The following is a 20,165-nucleotide window of genomic DNA, read 5'->3' on the forward strand; positions in this document are numbered from 1 at the left end:
ATGAATGCATTGATTGCACAAATTGAAAAAGCTAAACCTTTCTTTGAGAAAGTATCCCGTAATATCTATCTACGCGCCATACGTGATGGCTTTATCTCAGCGATGCCTGTTGTTCTGTTTTCAAGTATTTTCCTATTGATTGCATATGTTCCTAATATCTTCGGTTTCTCATGGAGTGCATCGACTGAAGCTTTGATTATGAAACCATACGGATATACAATGGGGATTTTAGGCGTTTTGGTTGCCGGCACAACAGCAAAATCTTTAACGGATTCCTTTAACAGAAAGCTGGAAAGCACCAATCAAATTAACTTCCTTTCCACTATGCTGGCTTCCATATCTGGTTTCTTACTCCTTGCTGCGGATGCAGTTGAGGGCGGTGGATTTGCGAACGGATTCTTAGGGACAAAAGGACTATTGACAGCGTTTCTTGCAGCATTCATTACTGTGAATATCTATAATATCACTGTGAAAAATAATGTGACAATCCGGATGCCGGAAGAAGTACCACCAAACATTTCACAAGTATTTAAAGATATCATTCCTTTTACCTTAGTGATAGTCGTTCTTTATGGTTTGGATATACTGACTAGGAACATTATGGGCACGAATGTGGCGGAGTCTGTTATTAAGTTATTCGAGCCACTGTTCACAGCGGCTGATGGTTACTTGGGCATTACAATCATATTTGGTGCCTATGCACTATTCTGGTTTGTTGGTATACATGGGCCATCCATCGTTGAACCTGCTATTGCAGCGATTACTTATGCGAATATTGAAACAAATTTCCAACTTTTACAGGCTGGACAGCATGCAGATAAGATTCTGACATCCGGAACACAGATGTTTATCGTTACAATGGGTGGTACGGGTGCAACGTTAGTTGTTCCATTCATGTTCATGTGGTTATCAAAATCAAAACGGAATAAGGCGATCGGCAGAGCGTCAGTTGTGCCAACTTTCTTTGGGGTTAATGAGCCAATTTTATTTGGAGCACCTATCGTATTAAATCCAGTATTCTTTGTTCCATTTATTTTTGCACCAATTGCTAACGTATGGATTTTCAAATTCTTCGTTGATGTTATTGGAATGAACAGCTTTAGTGTGAATTTGCCTTGGACAACGCCAGGTCCTTTGGGAATTGTTATCGGAACAGGATTTGGGTTGATGTCATTTGTTCTCGCTCTTACACTGATTGTAGTGGACGTAGTGATTTACTACCCGTTCTTTAAGGTCTATGATGCACAAATTCTTGAAGAAGAAAAAGCAGGTGTATCCTCTATTGATAGTTTGAAAGAAAAAGTTGAAGGCAGCTTTGATACTAAAAAAGCCAAAGCGGTCCTTGCAAGTGCTGATACGAACGAGAATGATCCGAAAGTTTTTGAAAATAAAATAATAGAAGCTAAAAATGTTCTTGTCCTTTGTGCCGGCGGTGGAACAAGTGGCCTTCTTGCTAATGCTTTAAATAAAGCTGCGGCTGAATATGGGGCTCCTGTAAAAGCAGCAGCAGGCAGCTATGGGGCGCACATGGATATCATGAAAGACTATGATTTAGTCATCCTGGCACCTCAAGTGGCTTCGAATTACGAAGATATCAAACAGGATACTGATAGATTGGGCGTTAAACTTGCTAAAACGCAAGGAGGTCAATACATTAAATTGACCCGTGATGGCCAAGGGGCTCTTGCATTTGTTCAGGAACAATTTGAAGACTAGACAGGAGATTATAATATGAAAAAGTTACCAAAAGATTTTATTTTCGGGGGCGCAACAGCAGCCTATCAAGCTGAAGGGGCGACACAAACAGATGGAAAAGGCCGTGTAGCATGGGATACTTATCTTGAAGAAAACTATTGGTATACAGCAGAGCCAGCCAGTGATTTTTATCATCGTTATCCTGTGGACCTGGAACTTAGTGAAAAATTCGGTGTAAACGGCATTCGAATTTCCATTGCATGGTCACGTATTTTTCCGACTGGTTTTGGTGAAGTAAATCCTAAAGGTGTTGCATACTATCATAAGCTCTTTTCAGAATGCCATAAACGTCATGTAGAACCTTTTGTCACGCTGCATCATTTTGATACTCCTGAAGTGTTGCATTCAGATGGAGATTTCTTAAATCGTAAAAACATTGACTATTTTGTTGATTACGCTGAATTCTGTTTTAAAGAATTTTCAGAAGTGAACTATTGGACTACATTCAATGAAATAGGCCCGATAGGTGATGGTCAGTACTTAGTGGGTAAATTCCCACCAGGGATCAAGTATGATTTTGAAAAATTATTCCAATCCCATCATAATATGATGCTCGCACATGCAAGAGCCGTCAAGCTTTATAAGGATAACGGCTATCCGGGAGAAATAGGTGTCGTTCATGCACTCCCAACGAAGTACCCTTATGATCCATCCAATCCAGGAGATGTTCGTGCAGCAGAATTGGAAGACATCATCCATAACAAATTCATTCTGGATGCCACTTACTTGGGTAGGTACTCTCAAAAAACGATGGAGGGTGTCAATCATATTCTCTCCGTAAATGGTGGCAAGTTGGATCTTCGTGAAGAGGATTTTGAAATGCTTGAGGCAGCGAAGGATTTAAACGATTTTCTGGGCATCAATTATTACATGAGCGATTGGATGCGCGCCTTTGATGGTGAATCAGAAATTACTCATAATTCAACCGGGGCTAAAGGCGGATCTAAATATCAGCTGAAAGGTGTCGGAAGAAGAGAGTTTGACGTAGATGTTCCACGAACGGATTGGGATTGGATGATCTATCCACAAGGCTTATATGATCAAATGATGCGGGTCAAAGATGATTATCCTAATTATAAAAAAATCTATATTACTGAAAATGGCTTAGGCTATAAAGATGAATTTGTGGATGGTACAGTCAAGGATGATGCACGTATCGATTATGTTAAAAAGCATTTAGAAATCATTTCAGATGCAATAACAGCAGGTGTGAACGTGAAAGGTTATTTCATCTGGTCATTGATGGATGTTTTCTCTTGGTCAAATGGCTATGAGAAACGCTACGGATTATTCTACGTGGATTTTGAAACACAGGAACGTTATCCGAAGAAAAGTGCTTACTGGTATAAGAAGCTGGCAGAAACTCAGATAATCGAATAGCACGGTTTAATCTTATAGAGCAGGAAAGTAAAAAATAATGCACCTACACAAAACAGCATCGGGAAATTTTTTCCCGATGCTGTTTTTTCGGGGAATTGAGAGCCAGCTCCGGTGAAAGGACTGCTCGCCGGTGGAACCGATCCACGAACAGGGGCAACGCCGGCGAAGCCCCCCTCGCCGGAGCAGGACAGCGAAACCCAGCAGGCAACTACGGCGAAGCCGTCGTTCACCGGAGCACAGCTCCCTTTGATACGGTAACCTTGGCAACACCGTACTTTACAAAAAGAGAACGCATCCTCGGCCGGGCCGATGGTGCGTTCTCTTTAACTTTTATGCTTGCTCTGCGAAAAGGCGCTGGGTGAAGCCGTGGAAGTCCGTGATGACACCGTCCTTGCAGAGGTTTTCCTTTTGGAAGGTTTCCCGGTTCTTGAAGAACGGGTCGATTGCGATGATCATGCCGATGTTCGCGCTGTTGGCCGCTCGCAGACCGGAATAGGCATCTTCGATGACCAGACATTCTTCGGGAGCGACCCCGAGTTTTTTGGCGGCATGCAGGAAGATGTCCGGCTCCGGTTTGCCGGGGAAGGAACCGTCATCGAAGACGACTTTGTCCGGATCGAACCAACGATCAAGCGCAAAGGTGTCGAAATAGAAGTCAACATTTTCTTTGATGGTCGCGGTGGCGATCGTCAGCGGCAACTTGCGCTCCTTCAGATCGTCCAGCACTTCGGTCAAGCCGTCCGTCAATACGAGTTGCTCCGGTTTGTTCAGGCAGAGTCTGCGGTAATGCTCTTCCTTCTCCAAAGAAAGTTTCTGCACTTCTTCGTCCGTCAAGTCAGCGGATACAAAATGACGCAGGATTTTGTCGTTCGTGCGGCCGTGTACGTTTGTCAGAATCTCTGTTTCTGTGAGCCCGTTGCCTGGACTGTACTTTTGGATCATGTCGATCCAGGCCTGTTCGTGCAGATGCGAATCCTGGAACATGGTGCCGTTGAAGTCAAAAATGATGCCGTTCAGTTTCATAAGTTAGCTCCTTCTTCTGTTTGGGCTTGGGTCAGGGTGACGTACTGCGAGTAATGCGTGACCAAATCTGCGCTGATATGGTCATCGGTGACCAAGTGATCGATGTCGTGCAGGTTGTAGAAATTGTAGAAGTCGTCCCGGTTGAATTTCTTGTTGTCCGCCAGCAAGTATTTTGTGCGGGAGTTGTTCAGGGCGATGTTCTGGGTTTCGCCTTCCGCCATGCTATAGGTAGAGATCGCTTCGTTGTGGATGCCGTTGGCGCTGATGAAGCATTTGGAGAACTTCAACTTTTTCAGGTTGTCGTTCGCGATCGGGCCGAAGAAAGCACCTGTATTTTTCCGGTAATCGCCGCCGATCATAATGATATCCGCGGTGTCGTATTGGCGCAGATTTTCGAAAACCGGATAGCTGTTTGTGATGATGCGGATTTTTTTGCCGCCGAGATAGCTAGCCATTATTTCGATCGTCGTTCCCGGCCCGAGGAAAATGGTGTCGCCATCCTCGACGTAGCTTGCCGCCAATTTGGCAATCGCTTTCTTTTCTTCTTTTTGGACTTCTTGTTTTTCCGTATGCGAGAGTTCCTGGTCCAATGCGTAGCTGATGCTTTGTGCTCCGCCGTGGATGCGCAGGATTTTTCCGGCCTTATCGAGTTCGTCCAGATCCCTGCGCACGGTCATGTCGGAAACGTTCAGTTGCTTGACGATATCGGCTACGGTGATGATGCCTTCCTGGTTGACGATTTCAGTGAGTATCAGCAGGCGTTCTTTTTTTAACATTTTCATTCACCTCTTCATATTAACCATAATTTAGCACAATTTCACGGTCTGGTCAACACAAAACGAACAAAAATAAACAAAAATGCAACTATTTGATGAGTTTTCGAACAAGAATGTGTTTTTTAATACCGTAAAGGTTCAAAGAAACATAAACAATCATTAATGAACATGAACAGGAGAGAGTCAGCTGTTTCGATCACCTGAAGATCTTCTATTTAGTTGGGCCACTGCTGTATATCAAGAAGGTGTGTATTTCTATCATAAAGTCTTTGTGGAATGCGAAGAACAAGATGTGCTACCATTCGTGACGTTGCATCATTTCGGCGCAATTCTGATTCGCAACAAAAAAACCAGCACATAAGCTGGTTTTTTTGTTGCGAAAATACATCGCCATCTTCGGGGAAGGGCCTCCCACCGGAGGAGACAACAATAAGATACCCGCCAGCTCCGGCGAAGAACCGCTCGCCGGAGGAAACAACTAAAAAAGCAGTCAACTCCGGCGAAACCGTCGATCACCGGAGCACAGCTCCCGGTGATCCGTTATCAGATCAGGGTGTAATTGGAAAGGCACAAAAAAAGACGCACACCAGCCGATTGCTAGTGCGCGTCCGTATTTCTTGATTATAGTGATTTAGCCAATGCTTCTACTTTCGCCAAGCCTTCTTCGATGATTGCTGCTGCTTGATCAGGAACAGCTGCATGTCCTTCGATGATGACTTCGCCGATGATTTCCATTCCGAATACGCCGCCGAATACGTTGCGCATGTAGTTGACGCCCATGTCCATTGGAGACATTTCAGGAGTGGAGTAGTTGCCGCCGCGTGCGTTCAGAAGGATGACTTTCTTCTCAGGCATCAAAGCGACCATATTTCCAGTTTCGTCGTATTTGAAAGTGAAGCCGGCTGCAAAGATGTAGTCGATGAATGTTTGCAATTTAGCCGGGATCGTCAAGTTCCACAATGGGAATGCGAAAACGATCACGTCAGCAGCAGTCACGGCATCCATAACTTTTTGTTTTGCTGCCAAAAGGCGTGTTTCGATATCAGTCAATTCTTCGCCGACTGCCATTTTGCCGTAAGCGCCGAAGAGGTCTTGGCCCAAGTAAGGCATATCTTCTGAAAAGACGTTATAAGTTGTGATGTTCAATTTTTCATTTTCTTTGGCTGCAGCCAAAAAAGTTTCATACATTTTTGAAGAAATGGCTTCCTCTGCTGGTCTGTTGTTTCCTTTTACTACTAAAACGTTCATGTGTGTTCCTCCACTTATGGTATATTTGATGCGAGTTTCATTTCACTTACCGCATGTAAGTATAGTATAACATCTCGGCTTCGAAATAAATAGTGGATATGCTCAAAAAAATAAACAATTTGAATTTTTGTAACATTTGCACTAACATAGGAAGGAATATTTCGATAGTTTTGTTGATAATGGGAGTGAATGATGTGCAAAAATCCGGCCAAAGCCAACGGATTGAAATCTTTGACGGTATGCGGGGATTAGCCTCGGTCATTGTCATGATTTTCCACATGGCGGTCTGGACAGTTTATGGTTACAGCGCCAATGAATACAAAATCTTTGCCAATTCTTTTTGGAGGGTGGCGACGCAGACACCATTGAAAATGATCTGGGGCGGCAATGAGGCGGTGCTGGTCTTCTACATCATCGGTGGTTTCGTGCTGGCGCGGCCTTACCTGAGTGGGCGCAAGCTGGATTTCAAGCCTTTCATCATCAAACGCTGGATCCGCTTGATGCTCCCTTATGTGCTGCTCATCACGGTAACGGTCATACTGATTGCCTTATTCGGAGCTTGGAAACATGACACGATCGACTTGAGTGGTTCGTTCAATGTGAAATGGAAAAGGGTGCCGAATGCGCTGGAGATGCTGCTGTATTTTCTCGGGTATGACTACAATCTGAATATTTTGAGTGGGGCTTTCTGGAGCATGGTTCAGGAATGGCGCCTTTCCTTCATCCTGCCTTTTATCGCGGTGGCATTGCATCGCTACGCGACGGGGAAAGTGTTAGGCGGCTATGCGGTCATGCAGTTCGGGATCGAGAAGCTGACGGATTGGGGCATGCGCAGCGGCACAGCCTGGCTGGCACACTTGTCGGAGTCGCTCAACCGGACGAATTATTATGCAATCTTTTTTGTTATGGGAGCTGTTTTGGCGAAGCATCTGCCGGCGATTCGGACATTTGTGCAGCAGCACCATCTTTTCCGGATCCTGTCGGCCTGGGCGATTCCGTTCTTGATTCCTAGCCAGTGGATCCTGGCGGCGCTCGGATTTTCGTTCTGGGTGCGGCATGCGCTGTTGCTGACTGGTTTGGGCATCATTTTGTTCCTGTTGTTGTGCCTGGAATCGCCGCGTTTGACGGCCTTCTTCAAATCGAAACCGCTGCTGCTCTTGGGAAAGCTGTCCTTCAGCCTGTACCTGACGCACACTACTTCGATCATCCTCTTTGTGACATTTTTGGGCCAGGTCATCCCGCCGGAAACGGCGCTGTTGCTTTCGCCGCTTTTCGCTTTGCCGGTGGCGTACCTGTGGCAAAAGCACGTCGAAACACGGTGCCTCGGTTTGCTGAAACATTTCAAGAAATAGACGGTCAACCAGCCTCAAGTGTGATACGATAAAGGAAAGCTCAGAATTCTGAAAGAACACGCAGGGGTGGACACATGTCAAAAGATATCATTTCCATCATCGTTCCTTGCCACAACGAGGAAGAGATGGTACCGATTTTTCATAAAGAAATAACAGCGGTCAGCGACCAGTTGCCGGATGCCGTATTCGAACTGATTTTCGTGAACGACGGCTCGAAGGATGCCACGCTGGCTGAATTGAAGCGATTGGCTTCTTTAGATGAGCGTGTGCATTACCTTTCCTTTTCGCGCAACTTCGGCAAAGAGGCGGCGATGGTGGCGGGGCTGCGCCACGCGAACGGGGATTACGTGGCCGTGATGGATGCGGATCTCCAGGACCCGCCGGCTATGCTGGTGGAGATGGTTGCCCTGATCCGCACAGGCGAATATGATTGCATCGGGACGAAACGCCTTGACCGCAAAGGCGAACCGCCGATCCGATCCTTTTTCGCGCGGCAGTTCTACCACCTGATCAACCGCATCTCAGATACCGAGATCGTCGACGGCGCCCGGGATTTCCGGCTGATGACCCGCCAGATGGTCGATGCGGTGCTTGAGATGACCGAATACAACCGTTTTTCGAAGGGAATCTTCAGTTGGGTCGGCTTCGAGACGAAGTACCTGTCCTACGAAAATCAGGAACGCGTCGCCGGCAAGACGACTTGGTCGTTCTGGAGCCTGTTCAAATATTCGCTGGACGGGATCGTGGCCTTCTCCGAGGCACCGTTGGCGATCGCGGCCTTCACCGGATTCGTGTCGTTCGCGGTCGCGATTTTGGCAGCCTTGATCCTGACCGTGCGGACACTGGTTTTCGGAAACGCAACTTCCGGCTGGACTTCGCTCATCGTCATCATCTTGGGGATGGGCGGCTTGCAGTTGCTCTGTCTGGGGATCCTCGGAAAATATCTGGGGAAAACCTTCATGGAGACGAAGCGGCGTCCGCTCTATATATTGAAGGAGACGGACGGTGCCTTGCCGATTGGTCGCAAGGAGGAGCAGAACGATGACTAAAGTGTTGGCTCAAGTGGCAAAATTCGGACTCGTCGGTGTCGTGGCGACGGTACTGGATTTTCTGATTTTGTTTGTTCTGGCCGACTTCATCGGCCTGCATTACTTGACGGCCGCTGCGTTGGCGTTTGTTGCGGCGACGTTGTTCAATTACGCGGCGAGCATGCGCTACGTGTTCACGAGCCGCTTTGGCGAAGCTGAGAAGCGTCAGGAATTGCTGCTCTTCTTCACTCTAAGTGTCATCGGGCTGGGCTTGAACCAAGTGCTGATGTGGGTCTTCGTTGATCAAGTGGCGTTGCATTACCTGGTGGCCAAGATTGCCGCTACTGTGTTCGTGATGGCCTGGAATTTCATTTCGCGGAAGATTTGGCTGGAGGATAAGAACGCAGGATAAAAAAAGCCTGGTCTGGGACCGGAACTCCGGCGACAGCATGGTTGGCCGGAGCTGGAAGTACCCTGCGAGCACCAGCTCCGGTAGGCCGGTTTTCGTCGTAGTTGGAGTCGGAAACGCGTCGCCAGCTCCGGCGAAGACCTCCTTCGCCGGAGCTACGGTTCCAATTATCAAGCGGGCAACACAGACAAAAGAAAAAACGAATGCGGCTGTTCCTCACAAAGGAGGCAGTCGCATTCGTTTTTTTGTGAGAGTAACCAAAAATCAGTAGCTGGTCCATCCGCCGTCAACGGTCACGACAGAACCATTGACGAAACTGGCATCGTCAGAAGCCAGAAAGAGTGCGACGGAAGCAATCTGGTCGGATGTTCCGAAGGCCGGATTAATGGCCATGCCGACGCCGGTTGTTTCCTGGCCAAATGTGCTGATGTTGCCCATTGACTGGGCGATATTGGTGGCGACAGCTCCTGGGGCGATTGCGTTGCAGCGGATACCTTTTTTTGCGTACATGAAGGCCGTGTTTTTGGTCAGTCCTATGACAGCATGTTTGGAAGCGACATAGGCCGCACCAGCACGACCTCCCTGGAGGCCGCCGATTGAGGCGATGTTGATGATATTGCCATGGCCGTGTTCCAGGAAATATTGGATGGCTTTACGGCTTGCATACATCGGGCCGTTGACATTGACGGCGAAGACACGGTCCCACCTCGCATTTGTGACTTCTCCGACCGGTTCGAAGCCGTCCATGATGCCGGCATTATTGATGAGGATATCCATTTTACCGAAGAAAGTGATTGCAGTGTCAATCATGGCATTTATGTCGGTTTCGATGGAGACATCGGTTTTGATGGCAGTTGCAGCGTCAGGGGGTTTCCGTGTTGATTTCATTTGCGACTTTTTCGGCACCTTCGAAGTTATAATCGGCAACGACCACTTTTGCGCCTTCTTTAGCAAACAGGCGACAGATGGCTTCGCCCATACCCGAAGCGCCTCCAGTTACAACAGCGACTTTGTTCATCAGTTTCATGTCGTTCTCCTCCTCATGCCTTGCTGGTCTAATTATATCACGACAGCGCTTACAAGTTTGAGGTGACGATCCACTCAAAATAAAAAATATAAAAAGCGATGGCATATTTCCACATTTCAGATAAAATAGAGTGATAATAAGGTGAGGAAAGGGTGTGGAGAGCAGAAGATGGCAAATTATCCATTCGACAAGGAGCGCAGCCTCCTGAAGACGGACGAATCGACCAGAATAACGATGTTGCTGCTGAATGTATTTCTGATCGTGACTGCCGTATCTTTGACAATCAGCTTCTACATCCTCGCCAATCTGGAAATCAATGAGGAACCGGTCGTTTCCGACATCATCATCGTACCTGAAGGCGCGCCGGAACGAGGAGTTAAGGCCTCAGAACTGTTGGAAGCAGGTTATTCCGAATCCGGCAAAATCATCGTTTCTCCGCTGCTTGTGGATGCCGAACTATTGCATCTGCAGCCCTACGGCGAACTTGGGATGATGGATGATGATATACTGGCGGATTACCAAGCGACCAGTACATGGACCAATGCCATATACAGTATCGCGTTGATGGAAGGAAATGATTTCGACACAGCGATTGTTGTGTCGAGCGATTATCACATGAACCGGGTCAAGTACAGCTTCGAGAAAGCTGCAAAAGGAAAGGATTTGACATTCATCTATGTGTCAGCTGGCGGTCCGTACGGCTTACCATGGATCGAAACCCAACTCGGGAGACGCCTGGCGCAGCATGAAATCTTTAAAACGATCGGTTATTGGCTAGGTTTGTATCATTTCATCGATATCGGCGAAGGCGGCTCTTAATGGGGAGTGCGTCTTTTTTTATGGTTCGGGGTACCTGATTTCCGGTAAGATGGTGGCTCGCCGGAGATTGGGTGTGGATTCACCAGCTCAATTCCGGCGAGGAAGGCTTGAGCGGAGAACAACGCATAATCATAGTTGTTTCCTCCGGCGAGGCAAACGTTCCCCGGAGCTGGAGAGCCCCTCCCCCGGATTTGTTCGCCGCAGTGTGATATTCGCTGATGATGCAAAGATCCACAAATTCCCTACAAATCCGCGCATTTGTATCCGTTTGCAATGATGTTATCCGCTTTTGCATTCTTGACGGTTATTCTTAGAAGAAAAGCCGCCAGGGTGCTATACTTTTTGGTATAGGAGGTGTCAGAATGCTCGTAGAAATTGTGATGGAGAATTTTTTTTCCTTTAAAGATGAGGCTACCTTTTCGATGGTCGCCAGCCCGATCGGCGAACACCCGGAGTCCGTCTATGGCAAAAACAATATCGCTGTGACAAAATTGGCGACGATCTATGGGGCGAATGCCAGCGGGAAAAGCAATCTGCTGAAGGCCATGAAGGTGATCCAGGAAGGCCTACTGTTGCAGAAGTGCTCATCCAGTGAATGGCTCGACCATATCGAACCGTTCCATCTGGATGCGCGCACCGAGAAAAAGGATACGATGTTGGAAGTAAGTTTTCTTTTGGACGGGAAGCTTTATCGCTATGGTTTTTTCGTCAACCGCAAACGGGTTACCGAAGAATTCCTTTACCTGGAAGGCGACGAGCAGAAGGATCTGTTTTTCCGGAATGCGACCGGACAGATCGCCGGTGGGGAATGGGCTGAAATGTTCCGCGACATCATTTTGGACGATACGCGTTTGGCCTTGTCTTCGTTGCTTTCCGCTCCTGAATCAGCTGAACATCCGGAACTGAAACTGTTCATAGAATGGTTCACGGAGATGCGCATCATCCTCGACACTTCGAAAATCGGATTGTCGATTTCGATGGCGAAGATGCACCTGTCAAAAGACAAGCATAATCTCTTGGCCTTGATTCAGGTGGCCGATCCGTCCATTCAGGATATTGTTGTTCACGAATTGGAAAATTCGCGCAATGGGAGGCCGGAACTTGCCTTTTTTGTCGTCAAGACACGGCGCAATGAAGCCGGGGAATCGGGGCTCCATTGCGAAAATTTCCGTTTCCAGGATACCGAATCGGCAGGGACGGTCAAGCTTTTGGCTTTGGCCGGTCCGATCATCGAGGCGCTCGAAAAAGGTGGACTGTTGATGGTCGATGAAATGGATACGCAATTCCACACTTTGATGACGCGCTACGTGCTGGAACTTTTTTCCGGCGACGTCAACGATAAGGGGGCGCAGATGATATACTCGACGCACGATATCACGAACCTTTCCAGCAACCTTTTCCGTAGGGATCAAGTCTGGTTCGTGGAAAAGGACACGTACAGCGCTAGCCACCTGACTTCCTTGGTTGAATATCGTTTTGATGACGAGGAAAGGAAGAATAGTTTTGAATTTTACCGCAACTACCTGAACGGCAAATATGGGGCAATCCCATTTCCTCGGCCGTTGGATTGGTGGGTCGACAATGGAAAATAGAAGAAGAGAACACAAGAAAAAATTTGAACGGCCGGTCGGAACGAAAAGGCCGGAAAAAACTTTCCTGATTCTTTGCGAAGGCACCAAGACCGAGCCGAACTACTTCCGCAGTTTTCACGTCATCTCTGCGCAGGTCGAAATCGTCGGGACGGCGATGAACACGATGTCTTTAGTCAACCATGCACGAGAGGTCGTCAAGGGTCGACCGGACGAATATGATGAAATTTGGCTGGTATTCGATAAGGATTCATTTGACCGGGATATTTTCAATGAAGCCGTCTTTTTCTGTGAAACGCATTACCGGGAAGGTTTCCGTGCCGCCTACAGCAATGAAGCTTTCGAAATCTGGTATCTGCTGCATTTTGAGCTGATCAAAAAATCGATTTCACGTTTCCATTATCCTGATATGCTGTCGAAACGACTGGGATTTTTCTACAAAAAAAATCATCCGCACATGTACAACGTATTATTATCAAGGCAGCCAGCCGCCATCCAGAACGCCAAGAAACTTTATAGTCAGCGCTCGTCGTCGCCAGCTAGGGACAACCCGTCCACGACCGTTTTCATGCTGGTCGAGGAGCTGAACAAGCATCTGAGGAAATAATTTAAAAAATTTTAAAAATAAAAAAAGTTGGCGCGTATTTTTGCGGATAATACCAGTGTAGGTCTTATCAAGCAGCAAAGGCCACTTAACAAGACGAGAAGGGATTGATTGCATATGTTCATGACACCGGTATTGGGAATGGATTTCTTGGAGGATAAGAAAGGGGTCGTCATTCATTTTGTCGAAGACGACACATTAGCGGAGGAGTATCTGTTCGAAACAACCGATGAGGCAGCCGCGTTTTTCAGAAGCTGCCAAAACTTGTGCGAGGAGGTCAAAGAGGAACCGCTAGAGGTCCAATATGCCCTTATCAGAGAGTTTTTGGATCTGGACATCGGCAAATTCAACTACGAACGCGCTTATTATTGATGGAAACCACAAAAGAAGGCCAGCCCCGGCATGATTCGGGGCTGGCCTTCTTTTTCTGGCGCCGGAATCGGCGCCCTCAGCTCCGGCGAGGGGTCGGATCGCCGGAGGTCACCGGTAATGATGGGCTTCATCTTCGACGAAGCCTGCCTCATCGGAGCAGGAATCAAAAATGTGGACTGAACTGCGGCGAAGCCTGCGTTCCCCGGAGCAGACCATTCCCGGCGGTAGGCAGGCTCAGTACTGGCGCACCTTCAATTGCTGTCCAATCAAGATCAGATCACCCGACAGCTGGTTCAGCTGCTTCAGCGTCGCTGGGGTCGTTCCATACTTGCGCGACAAGCCCCAAAGCGTTTCACCTTTCACGACGCGGTGGAGCAGGAACGTGCCGGGCGCGCTCGCAAGGGGAGGCAACGCAGAGAGTCCGGCTTCGATGTCCTGACGGAACCGGGTCTGCGAGATACCCCAGCTCGCGAGGTAGCCATCCGGATCGTTATGGTTCGTCCCGCCGACATTTTTGGAAACCCAGGAATGGGTTTTGATGCCTTTGTCATGTACGCTCGCTCCGCTGTTCAGCGTGCAGGGAATGCCTGCTTCCAGCGCCAATTTCTGCAGCAGCCAGACGTAGGCTTTGTAGTCCTGTTCAAAGATGGGGCGACTGCTTGTCCGAGCCAGCTCGACTTGGGCATAGGCATAACCGTTCGCTTTCGGGCCGACACCCCATTGGACTTTGCCCGTGTTGGCGATCTGGATTATTTTCCCGCCTCCGCCGACCCAGTGTGACACAAAGGCGTTCTGCCAGTTGCGCTGCATGTAGCTGACTTCGTTCTCGAGGCTGTTGCGGCCGACGTTGTTCGGGTTGCCGGACTCATGGGCGATGACCAGGTTGTTGGCGGTGAGAGGATTCTGATAGATGGAAAAGATCCGTTTTTCGATAGTGTAGTTCATGGTGTTCCTCCTCGTGTGTGTTCTCGATGGGATAAGCGACAAAAAAAGGGTGCCTCTGAATGAGACACCCTAGGCGTTGTTGATGAATACTTAAGCTGTAGCAGTCCAAGCGGCTTGTCCTGCTTTTCTGATTTTTATTCGGCTTCGGCGATCAGGTCGGTGATGGTGCGTTCCACGTAGCGAGCGCTGTTGACTGCCGTGAAGGGGTTGATCCCTTTCACTTCGAACGCGTTCAAGCCGATGATGGCATCCATTGCCGGTTGCAGTTCAGCCGATGTCAAGCCGCTTTTCGGGTTCTTGACACTCAAGCTGCGGGTTTTCCCGTCGGCTGTCAAAAATTTCAATTCCAAGGTTACTGTTGTCGTCATGTTCATTTCCTCCTAGATGTCTGATGGGTAGTGATTATCGAGCTGCTTTCGGTTGGCTTAGGCGATGGAGTAGCGGTTCTTTTCGACTACGACTGCGTAGGCTGCAGGCAGATCGACGAGACCGGATACGGCTGTTTGGAAGGATTGGACCTGTTCAGCAGTGACGCCTGGTTTCAGGTTCGCGAATGACTGTTTGACTTCCTTCTCGTTTGCAAAATCATTGAAATAAAGCTCGATGTTTCCTTCTTCGTATTGTTTCACCATTTGGCATTCCTCCATTTTCTTTTCTGGTAAGTGTCATGACTGCTTACACCAATAACGACGAAGGGGGATAGGTGATGTGTAACCCCGTCTGTCAGACCTTCAGAAAAGTGCTGGCTTTGGTTTGGATGTGGCGTCTTCTTTTGTAGATCGTTTTGCGCGAAATCTTTTGTTTCTTGGCGATTTCGGTGATGTTCAGTCCCTCCAGCGCGTCCCGCAAATAGGCGTTCTCCTCGACTGTCAGACAGGCGCAAAGGCGTTGCAGAAGATCTTCTTGCTCCAGTTGGTCTTCAAACGAGGCAGCATTGGGGATTTCCTCCAGCTCCTCTTCGGAAAGGTAGGCTTCGCGGCTTTCTTTTTTCCGGTCCTTGCGGATTTGGTCCAGGAAAGTCCAGTGGATTTTTTGTTTGGCATAGCTGACGAACAGAAAGCTGTTCTCGGTTGCGAGCGCGTCCTTCAGGCAAGTTTCGTAAGTGTCAAAAAGGGTGATCAGCCCTAATTGGTAGAAATCGTCGTAGTCGTTGTGGTCCGGGTACCGATTGATTTTTTTCAGACAATGATGGATGACACCCGCGTAAAGCTCGCTCAAAAGGGTGGCGGCTTCATCGGTGCAGATTCTTTTTTTGATATTCATGTTTTTGCCTCCGTTATGTAGTGGATGGCGTGATGCAGGGGATTTCCCTGTGCATGCTCATCACGGCCCGGCAAGCTTGCTGATGCCCATATTAGCGGTCCGGAGGCAAAATGGTCAAAACGGCAAATGCGGCAAAAAAAACGACAAAAACGAATCAACTCTCAAATTTGGACATTTTTGTGTCGATAACGGATAAAATGTAAGCGTTCTTGTATCATTCGAATGCAAAGTAGTATATATTTTTATTAAACATTCCTAGTTGGGGGGATTTTATGGAAAATATGGCAAATCGCAATTCTCAAAAGAAGCCGGATCGGCAAGCGGATAACCAAATAACCGAAAAATTCAGTAAGCCGATTGCCGCTCAATCCTCGGCAGAGTGGCTTGCTGAACAACGCCTGAATGACTTGGCGGCGACAAAAAATTCAGGCCGAGCACTTGATCCGGCGACGTTGGAAACAATCATTTCGCATCTGCGCACCTCATTGAAGGAGTCGGTTTCGCAAACCAGCCAGAAAAAAGATGCGCCGGAACCTTTCCTTGTCCTACTTGATCCGGAGAGTATCCAAATCTATCTGGAAAAGGCTTGGCCTCTGGATCGTTTTGTGCTGGACAACAGCTTTCTCTACTTGCTTAGCCTGGACCCCAAGCTGCACCGGACCGATTTCAAGACGCTCATCTTCTTCAAGGACGGCCGGCTCATCAAGACGCGCGAAAACAGCAACAATGTGATGTATTCCTTATTCGAACTGATTGGCTTCAACTATGATTTCATCCGGGGCATCTCCACCCGGGTCAGCGGCAAAGACAGCCATTGCGTACCTTATGTTTTCGGGAGGTATTCTTTTTTGCCGTTGAGCGGTCCGACCCGCCAGCAGAGTTCCTGGATCAACCTTTCGAAGGTGCAGCGCTATCGAGCGCTGAAAGGGGAGAAAGGGGTGGAAGTCCATTGCGTCAATCAGCATGTCATCCAACTGCCGGTGCGCCCGCAATTCTTCGCCGAAAAGGTCAAACAAGCCGATCAGGCCATCCATCGCCAAGAGCACCTTTTGCGCAACGTCTTGAAGAACTTCGATTACGTCGATGGGAGGAAAGAGGAGCGTGAAAACAATCTGTTGGGGAATGCTTTCCGTGCGCACACTGATCGTATTTCGCTGATCTCGATGGAAGATTACATCCGGATTTTTCAATTTTCCTTTGCAGAAACGGCTTTGAAGCATCCTTCGTTGCGTGACAATCCAGTGACGGACGAAGCGTTGCAGCTCTTAAGGGAGAATCTTTACGACGATCTGCCCCACCTCAGGAACACGGTGCGCTAGCCAGCCGCACAGATTTTTGATTTACTCGCTATGACAACGGCTATCATTTGTGATTCAGGTGGAAGTATTTTACAATGAATGCAAAGAACACATCTTCAGTAATGGGAGGAATCGTTATGGACAAGAGAATCGAAGGTACCTTTGCTAATCAGGAAATGCTGATCGATGAAATCACGCATTTGATCAAGCATGAGGGCTATGCACCTGAGCAATTGCTGGTCATCACCCGCAACGGCAAGAGCAATTTCATCACGGAGGAGACGGCGGTGCAGGTCATCATAACCGGAGAAGACCGCGAGGAAGATTCCTTATGGGACAAGATCGTAAAATTCTTTACGGTTGATTTGGACGAAGAAGAGGAAGAAGCGATTTTCGAACGCTATGGCATTGACGAGGATACGTACGAACGGTTTGAGGATGCGTTGGATGATGGGGAATTGCTGCTGCTGATCGACGATGCGGCTCCGATCAATGATGAGCATTCTGAATTTCTCGTGCGCGACGGCATTCTGCCTGACGAAAAAGTCGTCCCTGTCGAAGCAGTCACAGCTGCTACCGCTTCGAAACCGGATTGGATAGCTGCCGACAGCGAAGAAGTTGGCGATGTGCCGGCTCATTCCATCGAAGCCGCGAAGAAACGGGAAGGCACCGAAGCTGAAGTTGCGGCGCCGACTCAACCTGCTGATGTGACCGATGACATCACCGGCCAACCGATCGAAGCGGAAACGGTAGCTGATCCTGCAATGGCGGAAGAGAGTCACCATTTGCCTGAAATGCAGTTCGACAAAGACGATTCCCTTCCAGAAGTGAATGAAGAGAAGGGACAGTTTTCCAAAGACCCGTTCGGAGGCGACACTGTCGTTCCCGAAGCCGGCGAAGATTCAGAAGATATCGAGCCTGATTATGACGAGACGGACAAACCAAAACCGGCTCTGTGATTGATTAAAACACCAAAGGCTGCCTCTTTTTTTCGAGGCAGCCTTTGGTGTTTTTGTGCGTTTTGCCGCGGCCGAAACTATATGGGCCACTTCCGTTCCAAGAAATAATTTCGAACATACGTTTTGTTCCTTTTGTGTTTTGCATGTATAATAGCAAGTGAGATTCGCCGAAAGGATGTAGAACATGGATCATACCGAAGAACAGGCTGAAAAATTGCCTGTCGTAACAAAAATAACTGTCCAGAAAAAACGCAAGGACCGTTTCAACGTCTTCATTGACGGGGAGTACGCCTTTCCGATATCAGAAGCCGTGCTCATAAAGGTTGGCTTGCATAAAGGGATGACGCTGACGAAAGAGCGCAGCGCCGAAATCGAGAAGGAAAATTACGATTACATGGCTTACACGACGGCCGTCAATTACTTGTCCTACAGTCTGCGCAGCGAAAAAGAGGTCCGCAAAAAACTGCACGATGAAGAAATCAGCCCGGACGCGATCGAACGTGCGCTGACGAGGCTGGTGGATCAGAATTACGTCAATGACCGTATCTATGGCGAAAGCTACACGCGCACGGCGGCTAACCTGAACCTGAAGGGACCGCAACTCATCGCCAACGAACTGAAAGGAAAGGGCTTGTCGGAAGAAGACATCGCCATTTCCCTGCAACAATATCCGCATGCGTTGCAGTTGGAAAATGCCCAAACGATTGCTGAGAAGCAACTGCGCAAACAAAGCCGGGTTTCTTCGCATGAAGCAGCTTCAAAAATCCGTCTCCATCTGCATCAGAAAGGCTATCCTTCCGACATCGTCCTGGAAGTTATGGGAGAGATCGAAACGAAGAAAGAGGAAGAGGATGAAATGGCCGCATTGCGTCTGCAAGGGGACAAGCTTTGGCGCCGTTATGAGCGCAAAGCGAAAGGCCGTGAGCTGCAGCAAAAAGTGAGATCGGGCCTTTACCAAAAAGGCTACCAGGGAGACATGATCTCCGCCTATATCGAAGAAAAGGAACAGGAAGCAGAATAATGACAAAATCGGAACATACAAAAATATTCAAAGCAGCCGGCATCGAAATGTGGTCGGCCGAGAAAATACAGGCTTTCCGCAAAGCGCTGTTGGACTGGTACGACAAAGAGAAACGCGATCTGCCTTGGCGCCGGACGAGCGATCCCTACAGCATCTGGGTTTCGGAAATCATGCTGCAGCAGACACGGGTGGATACGGTCATCCCGTATTATCATAATTTCCTGGATAAATTCCCGGACATCGCAGCGCTGGCGGCAGCTCCGGAAGACGCGATCCTGAAGGCGTGGGAAGGGCTGGGTTATTATTCTCGTGTCAAGAACATGCAGAAAGCGGCGCAACAGATCGTCGCCGAATACGGCGGTGTTTTCCCGGAAGATCCCCAGGAAATCGCGAAGCTGAAGGGAATCGGTCCGTATACGGCAGGAGCTGTCTCCAGTATCGCCTTCCAGATACCCGAGCCGGCAGTCGATGGCAACGTCATGCGGGTCATGAGCCGGTTGTTTGAAATCGATGCCGATATCGCCAAACCAGCCAGCCGGAAAATTTTTGAGGCGGTCGTGCGCGAACTGATCGACCCGGAGCGGCCGGGCGACTTCAACCAAGCCTTGATGGATCTGGGCTCGAGCATCTGTTCGCCGCTGAATCCGCAGCCTGAAATCAGCCCGATCAAGGCCTTCAATGCCGCCTACAAAAATGGAACGATGCATCTTTACCCGGTCAAAAGCAAAGCGAAAAGGCCGGTACCGATGAATCTGCAGGGTATCATCCTGCAAAACAAGGAAAAGCAGTTCCTTTTGGAGAAGCGTCCGAGCAGCGGGCTACTGGCGGATTTTTGGACGTTTCCGTTGATTCAACTGGATCTCGATGCGATACCCGGAACAGTGGCTGCGGAACCAGAATCGGCGGTCAGCATCCAGACGGAACTGCTGGTTGCGGAGGAATTCCAGAAGTTGACAGAAACTGCAAACAAATCCGACAAAAAGCTGCCCTCTTTTAACCAGATCGAAGCGAAGCTTTCCGAAGTTGTGGCTGAGAAATACGGCTTGAAGCCGGTCTGGTTGAAGGCGGAAACCGGATCGGTCAATCATGTTTTCAGTCATATAAAATGGCACATCACCGGCTATTACGGACGCGTATTAACGAAAGAGGATAGCCGTTTACCCGAACAATGCCGTTGGGTCAGCGAAAATGATTTTGCCGATTATGCATTCCCGGTGCCGCAGCAAAAAATGTGGCAACAATTCAAGCAACAGACCCGAAAAGAATTTGGCTTATAATTGCTAAAATTTCGCAATCC

General features: G+C 48.5%; 23 protein-coding genes and 1 pseudogene. 15 read left to right on the plus strand and 9 right to left on the minus strand.

Translation table 11 applies throughout. The annotated features are described in order from the left end of the window. Entirely contained in the window at positions 1 to 1,716 is a 1,716-nt protein-coding gene (locus tag ACTCCX_RS05730; protein WP_463275155.1) for a lactose-specific PTS transporter subunit EIIC, read from the plus strand. A 15-nt stretch (positions 1,717 to 1,731) separates the two neighbouring features. Further along, a complete protein-coding gene (lacG, locus tag ACTCCX_RS05735) occupies positions 1,732 to 3,135 on the plus strand; it encodes a 6-phospho-beta-galactosidase (protein ID WP_463275131.1) in 1,404 nt (467 codons plus the stop codon). A gap of 330 nt (positions 3,136 to 3,465) precedes the next feature. On the opposite strand, the gene ACTCCX_RS05740 is transcribed toward lacG, so the two are convergent. Together ACTCCX_RS05740 and ACTCCX_RS05745 are read right to left on the minus strand one after the other, a co-directional pair. Beyond that, on the minus strand, positions 3,466 to 4,152 hold the full coding sequence (locus ACTCCX_RS05740; RefSeq protein WP_463275156.1) for an HAD family hydrolase: 687 nt from the start codon (positions 4,150 to 4,152) through the stop codon (positions 3,466 to 3,468). Positions 4,153 to 4,154: 2 nt separating this feature from the next. Next, positions 4,155 to 4,934, minus strand: a complete 780-nt coding sequence (locus tag ACTCCX_RS05745; protein ID WP_463275132.1) for a DeoR/GlpR family DNA-binding transcription regulator — start codon at positions 4,932 to 4,934, stop codon at positions 4,155 to 4,157. Positions 4,935 to 5,166: 232 nt separating this feature from the next. Here ACTCCX_RS05745 and ACTCCX_RS05750 point away from each other — a divergent pair. Then, a pseudogene (locus ACTCCX_RS05750) lies at positions 5,167 to 5,256 on the plus strand (family 1 glycosylhydrolase); the annotation flags it as partial. A 299-nt stretch (positions 5,257 to 5,555) separates the two neighbouring features. Here ACTCCX_RS05750 and ACTCCX_RS05755 read toward each other — a convergent pair. Then, on the minus strand, positions 5,556 to 6,182 hold the full coding sequence (locus tag ACTCCX_RS05755) for an FMN-dependent NADH-azoreductase (protein ID WP_463275133.1): 627 nt from the start codon (positions 6,180 to 6,182) through the stop codon (positions 5,556 to 5,558). Positions 6,183 to 6,376: 194 nt separating this feature from the next. Here ACTCCX_RS05755 and ACTCCX_RS05760 point away from each other — a divergent pair, with 194 nt between their 5' ends. The 3 genes from ACTCCX_RS05760 (at position 6,377) to ACTCCX_RS05770 (ending at position 8,974) form a co-directional block, all read left to right on the plus strand. Beyond that, positions 6,377 to 7,534, plus strand: coding sequence for an acyltransferase family protein (locus ACTCCX_RS05760; RefSeq protein WP_463275134.1), 1,158 nt, complete (start codon positions 6,377 to 6,379; stop codon positions 7,532 to 7,534). Between the two features lie 74 nt (positions 7,535 to 7,608). Further along, positions 7,609 to 8,583 (plus strand): glycosyltransferase family 2 protein, encoded by a 975-nt coding sequence (locus tag ACTCCX_RS05765; protein ID WP_463275135.1) that lies wholly within the window; start codon positions 7,609 to 7,611, stop codon positions 8,581 to 8,583. Then, positions 8,576 to 8,974, plus strand: a complete 399-nt coding sequence (locus ACTCCX_RS05770) for a GtrA family protein (protein WP_068561028.1) — start codon at positions 8,576 to 8,578, stop codon at positions 8,972 to 8,974. Before ACTCCX_RS05765 ends, ACTCCX_RS05770 begins: the two co-directional genes overlap by 8 nt. Before the next feature lie 261 nt (positions 8,975 to 9,235). On the opposite strand, the gene ACTCCX_RS05775 is transcribed toward ACTCCX_RS05770, so the two are convergent. Beyond that, positions 9,236 to 9,859, minus strand: a complete 624-nt coding sequence (locus ACTCCX_RS05775; protein ID WP_463275136.1) for an SDR family oxidoreductase — start codon at positions 9,857 to 9,859, stop codon at positions 9,236 to 9,238. Further along, positions 9,834 to 9,998: an SDR family NAD(P)-dependent oxidoreductase gene (locus ACTCCX_RS05780; RefSeq protein WP_463275137.1), complete on the minus strand. Its 165-nt coding sequence runs from the start codon at positions 9,996 to 9,998 to the stop codon at positions 9,834 to 9,836. Before ACTCCX_RS05780 ends, ACTCCX_RS05775 begins: the two co-directional genes overlap by 26 nt. 168 nt (positions 9,999 to 10,166) lie before the next feature. On the opposite strand from ACTCCX_RS05780, the gene ACTCCX_RS05785 reads away from it, so the two are divergent. From ACTCCX_RS05785 to ACTCCX_RS05805, 5 genes are all read left to right on the plus strand, one after another. Further along, on the plus strand, positions 10,167 to 10,817 hold the full coding sequence (locus ACTCCX_RS05785; protein ID WP_463275138.1) for a YdcF family protein: 651 nt from the start codon (positions 10,167 to 10,169) through the stop codon (positions 10,815 to 10,817). Positions 10,818 to 11,179: 362 nt separating this feature from the next. Next, positions 11,180 to 12,409: an AAA family ATPase gene (locus tag ACTCCX_RS05790; RefSeq protein ID WP_463275139.1), complete on the plus strand. Its 1,230-nt coding sequence runs from the start codon at positions 11,180 to 11,182 to the stop codon at positions 12,407 to 12,409. Then, positions 12,399 to 13,013, plus strand: coding sequence for an RloB family protein (locus tag ACTCCX_RS05795; RefSeq protein ID WP_463275140.1), 615 nt, complete (start codon positions 12,399 to 12,401; stop codon positions 13,011 to 13,013). The genes ACTCCX_RS05790 and ACTCCX_RS05795 overlap by 11 nt, the downstream gene beginning before the upstream one ends. A 114-nt stretch (positions 13,014 to 13,127) precedes the next feature. Next, entirely contained in the window at positions 13,128 to 13,382 is a 255-nt protein-coding gene (locus ACTCCX_RS05800; RefSeq protein WP_086989442.1) for a hypothetical protein, read from the plus strand. Positions 13,383 to 13,412: 30 nt separating this feature from the next. After that, the gene (locus ACTCCX_RS05805) at positions 13,413 to 13,562 is read left to right on the plus strand and encodes a hypothetical protein (protein ID WP_463275141.1); all 150 of its coding nucleotides are present in this window, start codon (positions 13,413 to 13,415) and stop codon (positions 13,560 to 13,562) included. 54 nt (positions 13,563 to 13,616) lie between these two features. Here the strand turns inward: ACTCCX_RS05805 and ACTCCX_RS05810 are convergent, their stop codons facing one another. From ACTCCX_RS05810 to ACTCCX_RS05825, 4 genes are all read right to left on the minus strand, one after another. Further along, positions 13,617 to 14,327, minus strand: a complete 711-nt coding sequence (locus ACTCCX_RS05810; RefSeq protein ID WP_463275142.1) for a LysM peptidoglycan-binding domain-containing protein — start codon at positions 14,325 to 14,327, stop codon at positions 13,617 to 13,619. 134 nt (positions 14,328 to 14,461) lie between these two features. Beyond that, positions 14,462 to 14,695 carry a DUF2922 domain-containing protein gene (locus ACTCCX_RS05815; protein WP_463275143.1) on the minus strand — a complete coding sequence of 78 codons (234 nt, stop codon included), beginning with the start codon at positions 14,693 to 14,695 and terminating at the stop codon, positions 14,462 to 14,464. A 57-nt stretch (positions 14,696 to 14,752) separates the two neighbouring features. After that, the gene (locus ACTCCX_RS05820) at positions 14,753 to 14,959 is read right to left on the minus strand and encodes a DUF1659 domain-containing protein (RefSeq protein ID WP_086629677.1); all 207 of its coding nucleotides are present in this window, start codon (positions 14,957 to 14,959) and stop codon (positions 14,753 to 14,755) included. A 91-nt stretch (positions 14,960 to 15,050) separates the two neighbouring features. Then, the gene (locus ACTCCX_RS05825; RefSeq protein WP_463275144.1) at positions 15,051 to 15,590 is read right to left on the minus strand and encodes a sigma-70 family RNA polymerase sigma factor; all 540 of its coding nucleotides are present in this window, start codon (positions 15,588 to 15,590) and stop codon (positions 15,051 to 15,053) included. A gap of 272 nt (positions 15,591 to 15,862) precedes the next feature. On the opposite strand from ACTCCX_RS05825, the gene ACTCCX_RS05830 reads away from it, so the two are divergent. From ACTCCX_RS05830 to mutY, 4 genes are all read left to right on the plus strand, one after another. Next, the gene (locus ACTCCX_RS05830) at positions 15,863 to 16,909 is read left to right on the plus strand and encodes a competence protein ComK (RefSeq protein ID WP_463275145.1); all 1,047 of its coding nucleotides are present in this window, start codon (positions 15,863 to 15,865) and stop codon (positions 16,907 to 16,909) included. Positions 16,910 to 17,025: 116 nt separating this feature from the next. Further along, positions 17,026 to 17,847 carry a general stress protein gene (locus ACTCCX_RS05835; protein WP_463275146.1) on the plus strand — a complete coding sequence of 274 codons (822 nt, stop codon included), beginning with the start codon at positions 17,026 to 17,028 and terminating at the stop codon, positions 17,845 to 17,847. Positions 17,848 to 18,031: 184 nt separating this feature from the next. Continuing rightward, a complete protein-coding gene (gene recX / locus ACTCCX_RS05840) occupies positions 18,032 to 18,868 on the plus strand; it encodes a recombination regulator RecX (RefSeq protein ID WP_463275147.1) in 837 nt (278 codons plus the stop codon). Next, on the plus strand, positions 18,868 to 20,145 hold the full coding sequence (gene mutY, locus ACTCCX_RS05845) for an A/G-specific adenine glycosylase (protein ID WP_463275148.1): 1,278 nt from the start codon (positions 18,868 to 18,870) through the stop codon (positions 20,143 to 20,145). Before recX ends, mutY begins: the two co-directional genes overlap by 1 nt. The last annotated feature ends 20 nt before the right edge of the window (positions 20,146 to 20,165 follow it).

This window comes from Trichococcus sp., assembly GCF_055118575.1.

Coding starts and splice junctions, on each gene's coding strand:
- ACTCCX_RS05730 (WP_463275155.1), top strand. CDS start 1: ATGAATGCATTGATTGCACAAATTGAAAAAGCTAAACCTTTCTTTGAG.
- ACTCCX_RS05745 (WP_463275132.1), bottom strand. CDS start 4,934: ATGTTAAAAAAAGAACGCCTGCTGATACTCACTGAAATCGTCAACCAG.
- mutY (WP_463275148.1), top strand. CDS start 18,868: ATGACAAAATCGGAACATACAAAAATATTCAAAGCAGCCGGCATCGAA.
- lacG (WP_463275131.1), top strand. CDS start 1,732: ATGAAAAAGTTACCAAAAGATTTTATTTTCGGGGGCGCAACAGCAGCC.
- ACTCCX_RS05780 (WP_463275137.1), bottom strand. CDS start 9,998: ATGAAACTGATGAACAAAGTCGCTGTTGTAACTGGAGGCGCTTCGGGT.
- ACTCCX_RS05825 (WP_463275144.1), bottom strand. CDS start 15,590: ATGAATATCAAAAAAAGAATCTGCACCGATGAAGCCGCCACCCTTTTG.
- ACTCCX_RS05765 (WP_463275135.1), top strand. CDS start 7,609: ATGTCAAAAGATATCATTTCCATCATCGTTCCTTGCCACAACGAGGAA.
- ACTCCX_RS05790 (WP_463275139.1), top strand. CDS start 11,180: ATGCTCGTAGAAATTGTGATGGAGAATTTTTTTTCCTTTAAAGATGAG.
- ACTCCX_RS05785 (WP_463275138.1), top strand. CDS start 10,167: ATGGCAAATTATCCATTCGACAAGGAGCGCAGCCTCCTGAAGACGGAC.
- recX (WP_463275147.1), top strand. CDS start 18,032: ATGGATCATACCGAAGAACAGGCTGAAAAATTGCCTGTCGTAACAAAA.
- ACTCCX_RS05795 (WP_463275140.1), top strand. CDS start 12,399: ATGGAAAATAGAAGAAGAGAACACAAGAAAAAATTTGAACGGCCGGTC.
- ACTCCX_RS05805 (WP_463275141.1), top strand. CDS start 13,413: ATGATTCGGGGCTGGCCTTCTTTTTCTGGCGCCGGAATCGGCGCCCTC.
- ACTCCX_RS05775 (WP_463275136.1), bottom strand. CDS start 9,859: ATGAAATCAACACGGAAACCCCCTGACGCTGCAACTGCCATCAAAACC.
- ACTCCX_RS05770 (WP_068561028.1), top strand. CDS start 8,576: ATGACTAAAGTGTTGGCTCAAGTGGCAAAATTCGGACTCGTCGGTGTC.
- ACTCCX_RS05755 (WP_463275133.1), bottom strand. CDS start 6,182: ATGAACGTTTTAGTAGTAAAAGGAAACAACAGACCAGCAGAGGAAGCC.
- ACTCCX_RS05830 (WP_463275145.1), top strand. CDS start 15,863: ATGGAAAATATGGCAAATCGCAATTCTCAAAAGAAGCCGGATCGGCAA.
- ACTCCX_RS05800 (WP_086989442.1), top strand. CDS start 13,128: ATGTTCATGACACCGGTATTGGGAATGGATTTCTTGGAGGATAAGAAA.
- ACTCCX_RS05815 (WP_463275143.1), bottom strand. CDS start 14,695: ATGACGACAACAGTAACCTTGGAATTGAAATTTTTGACAGCCGACGGG.
- ACTCCX_RS05820 (WP_086629677.1), bottom strand. CDS start 14,959: ATGGTGAAACAATACGAAGAAGGAAACATCGAGCTTTATTTCAATGAT.
- ACTCCX_RS05835 (WP_463275146.1), top strand. CDS start 17,026: ATGGACAAGAGAATCGAAGGTACCTTTGCTAATCAGGAAATGCTGATC.
- ACTCCX_RS05810 (WP_463275142.1), bottom strand. CDS start 14,327: ATGAACTACACTATCGAAAAACGGATCTTTTCCATCTATCAGAATCCT.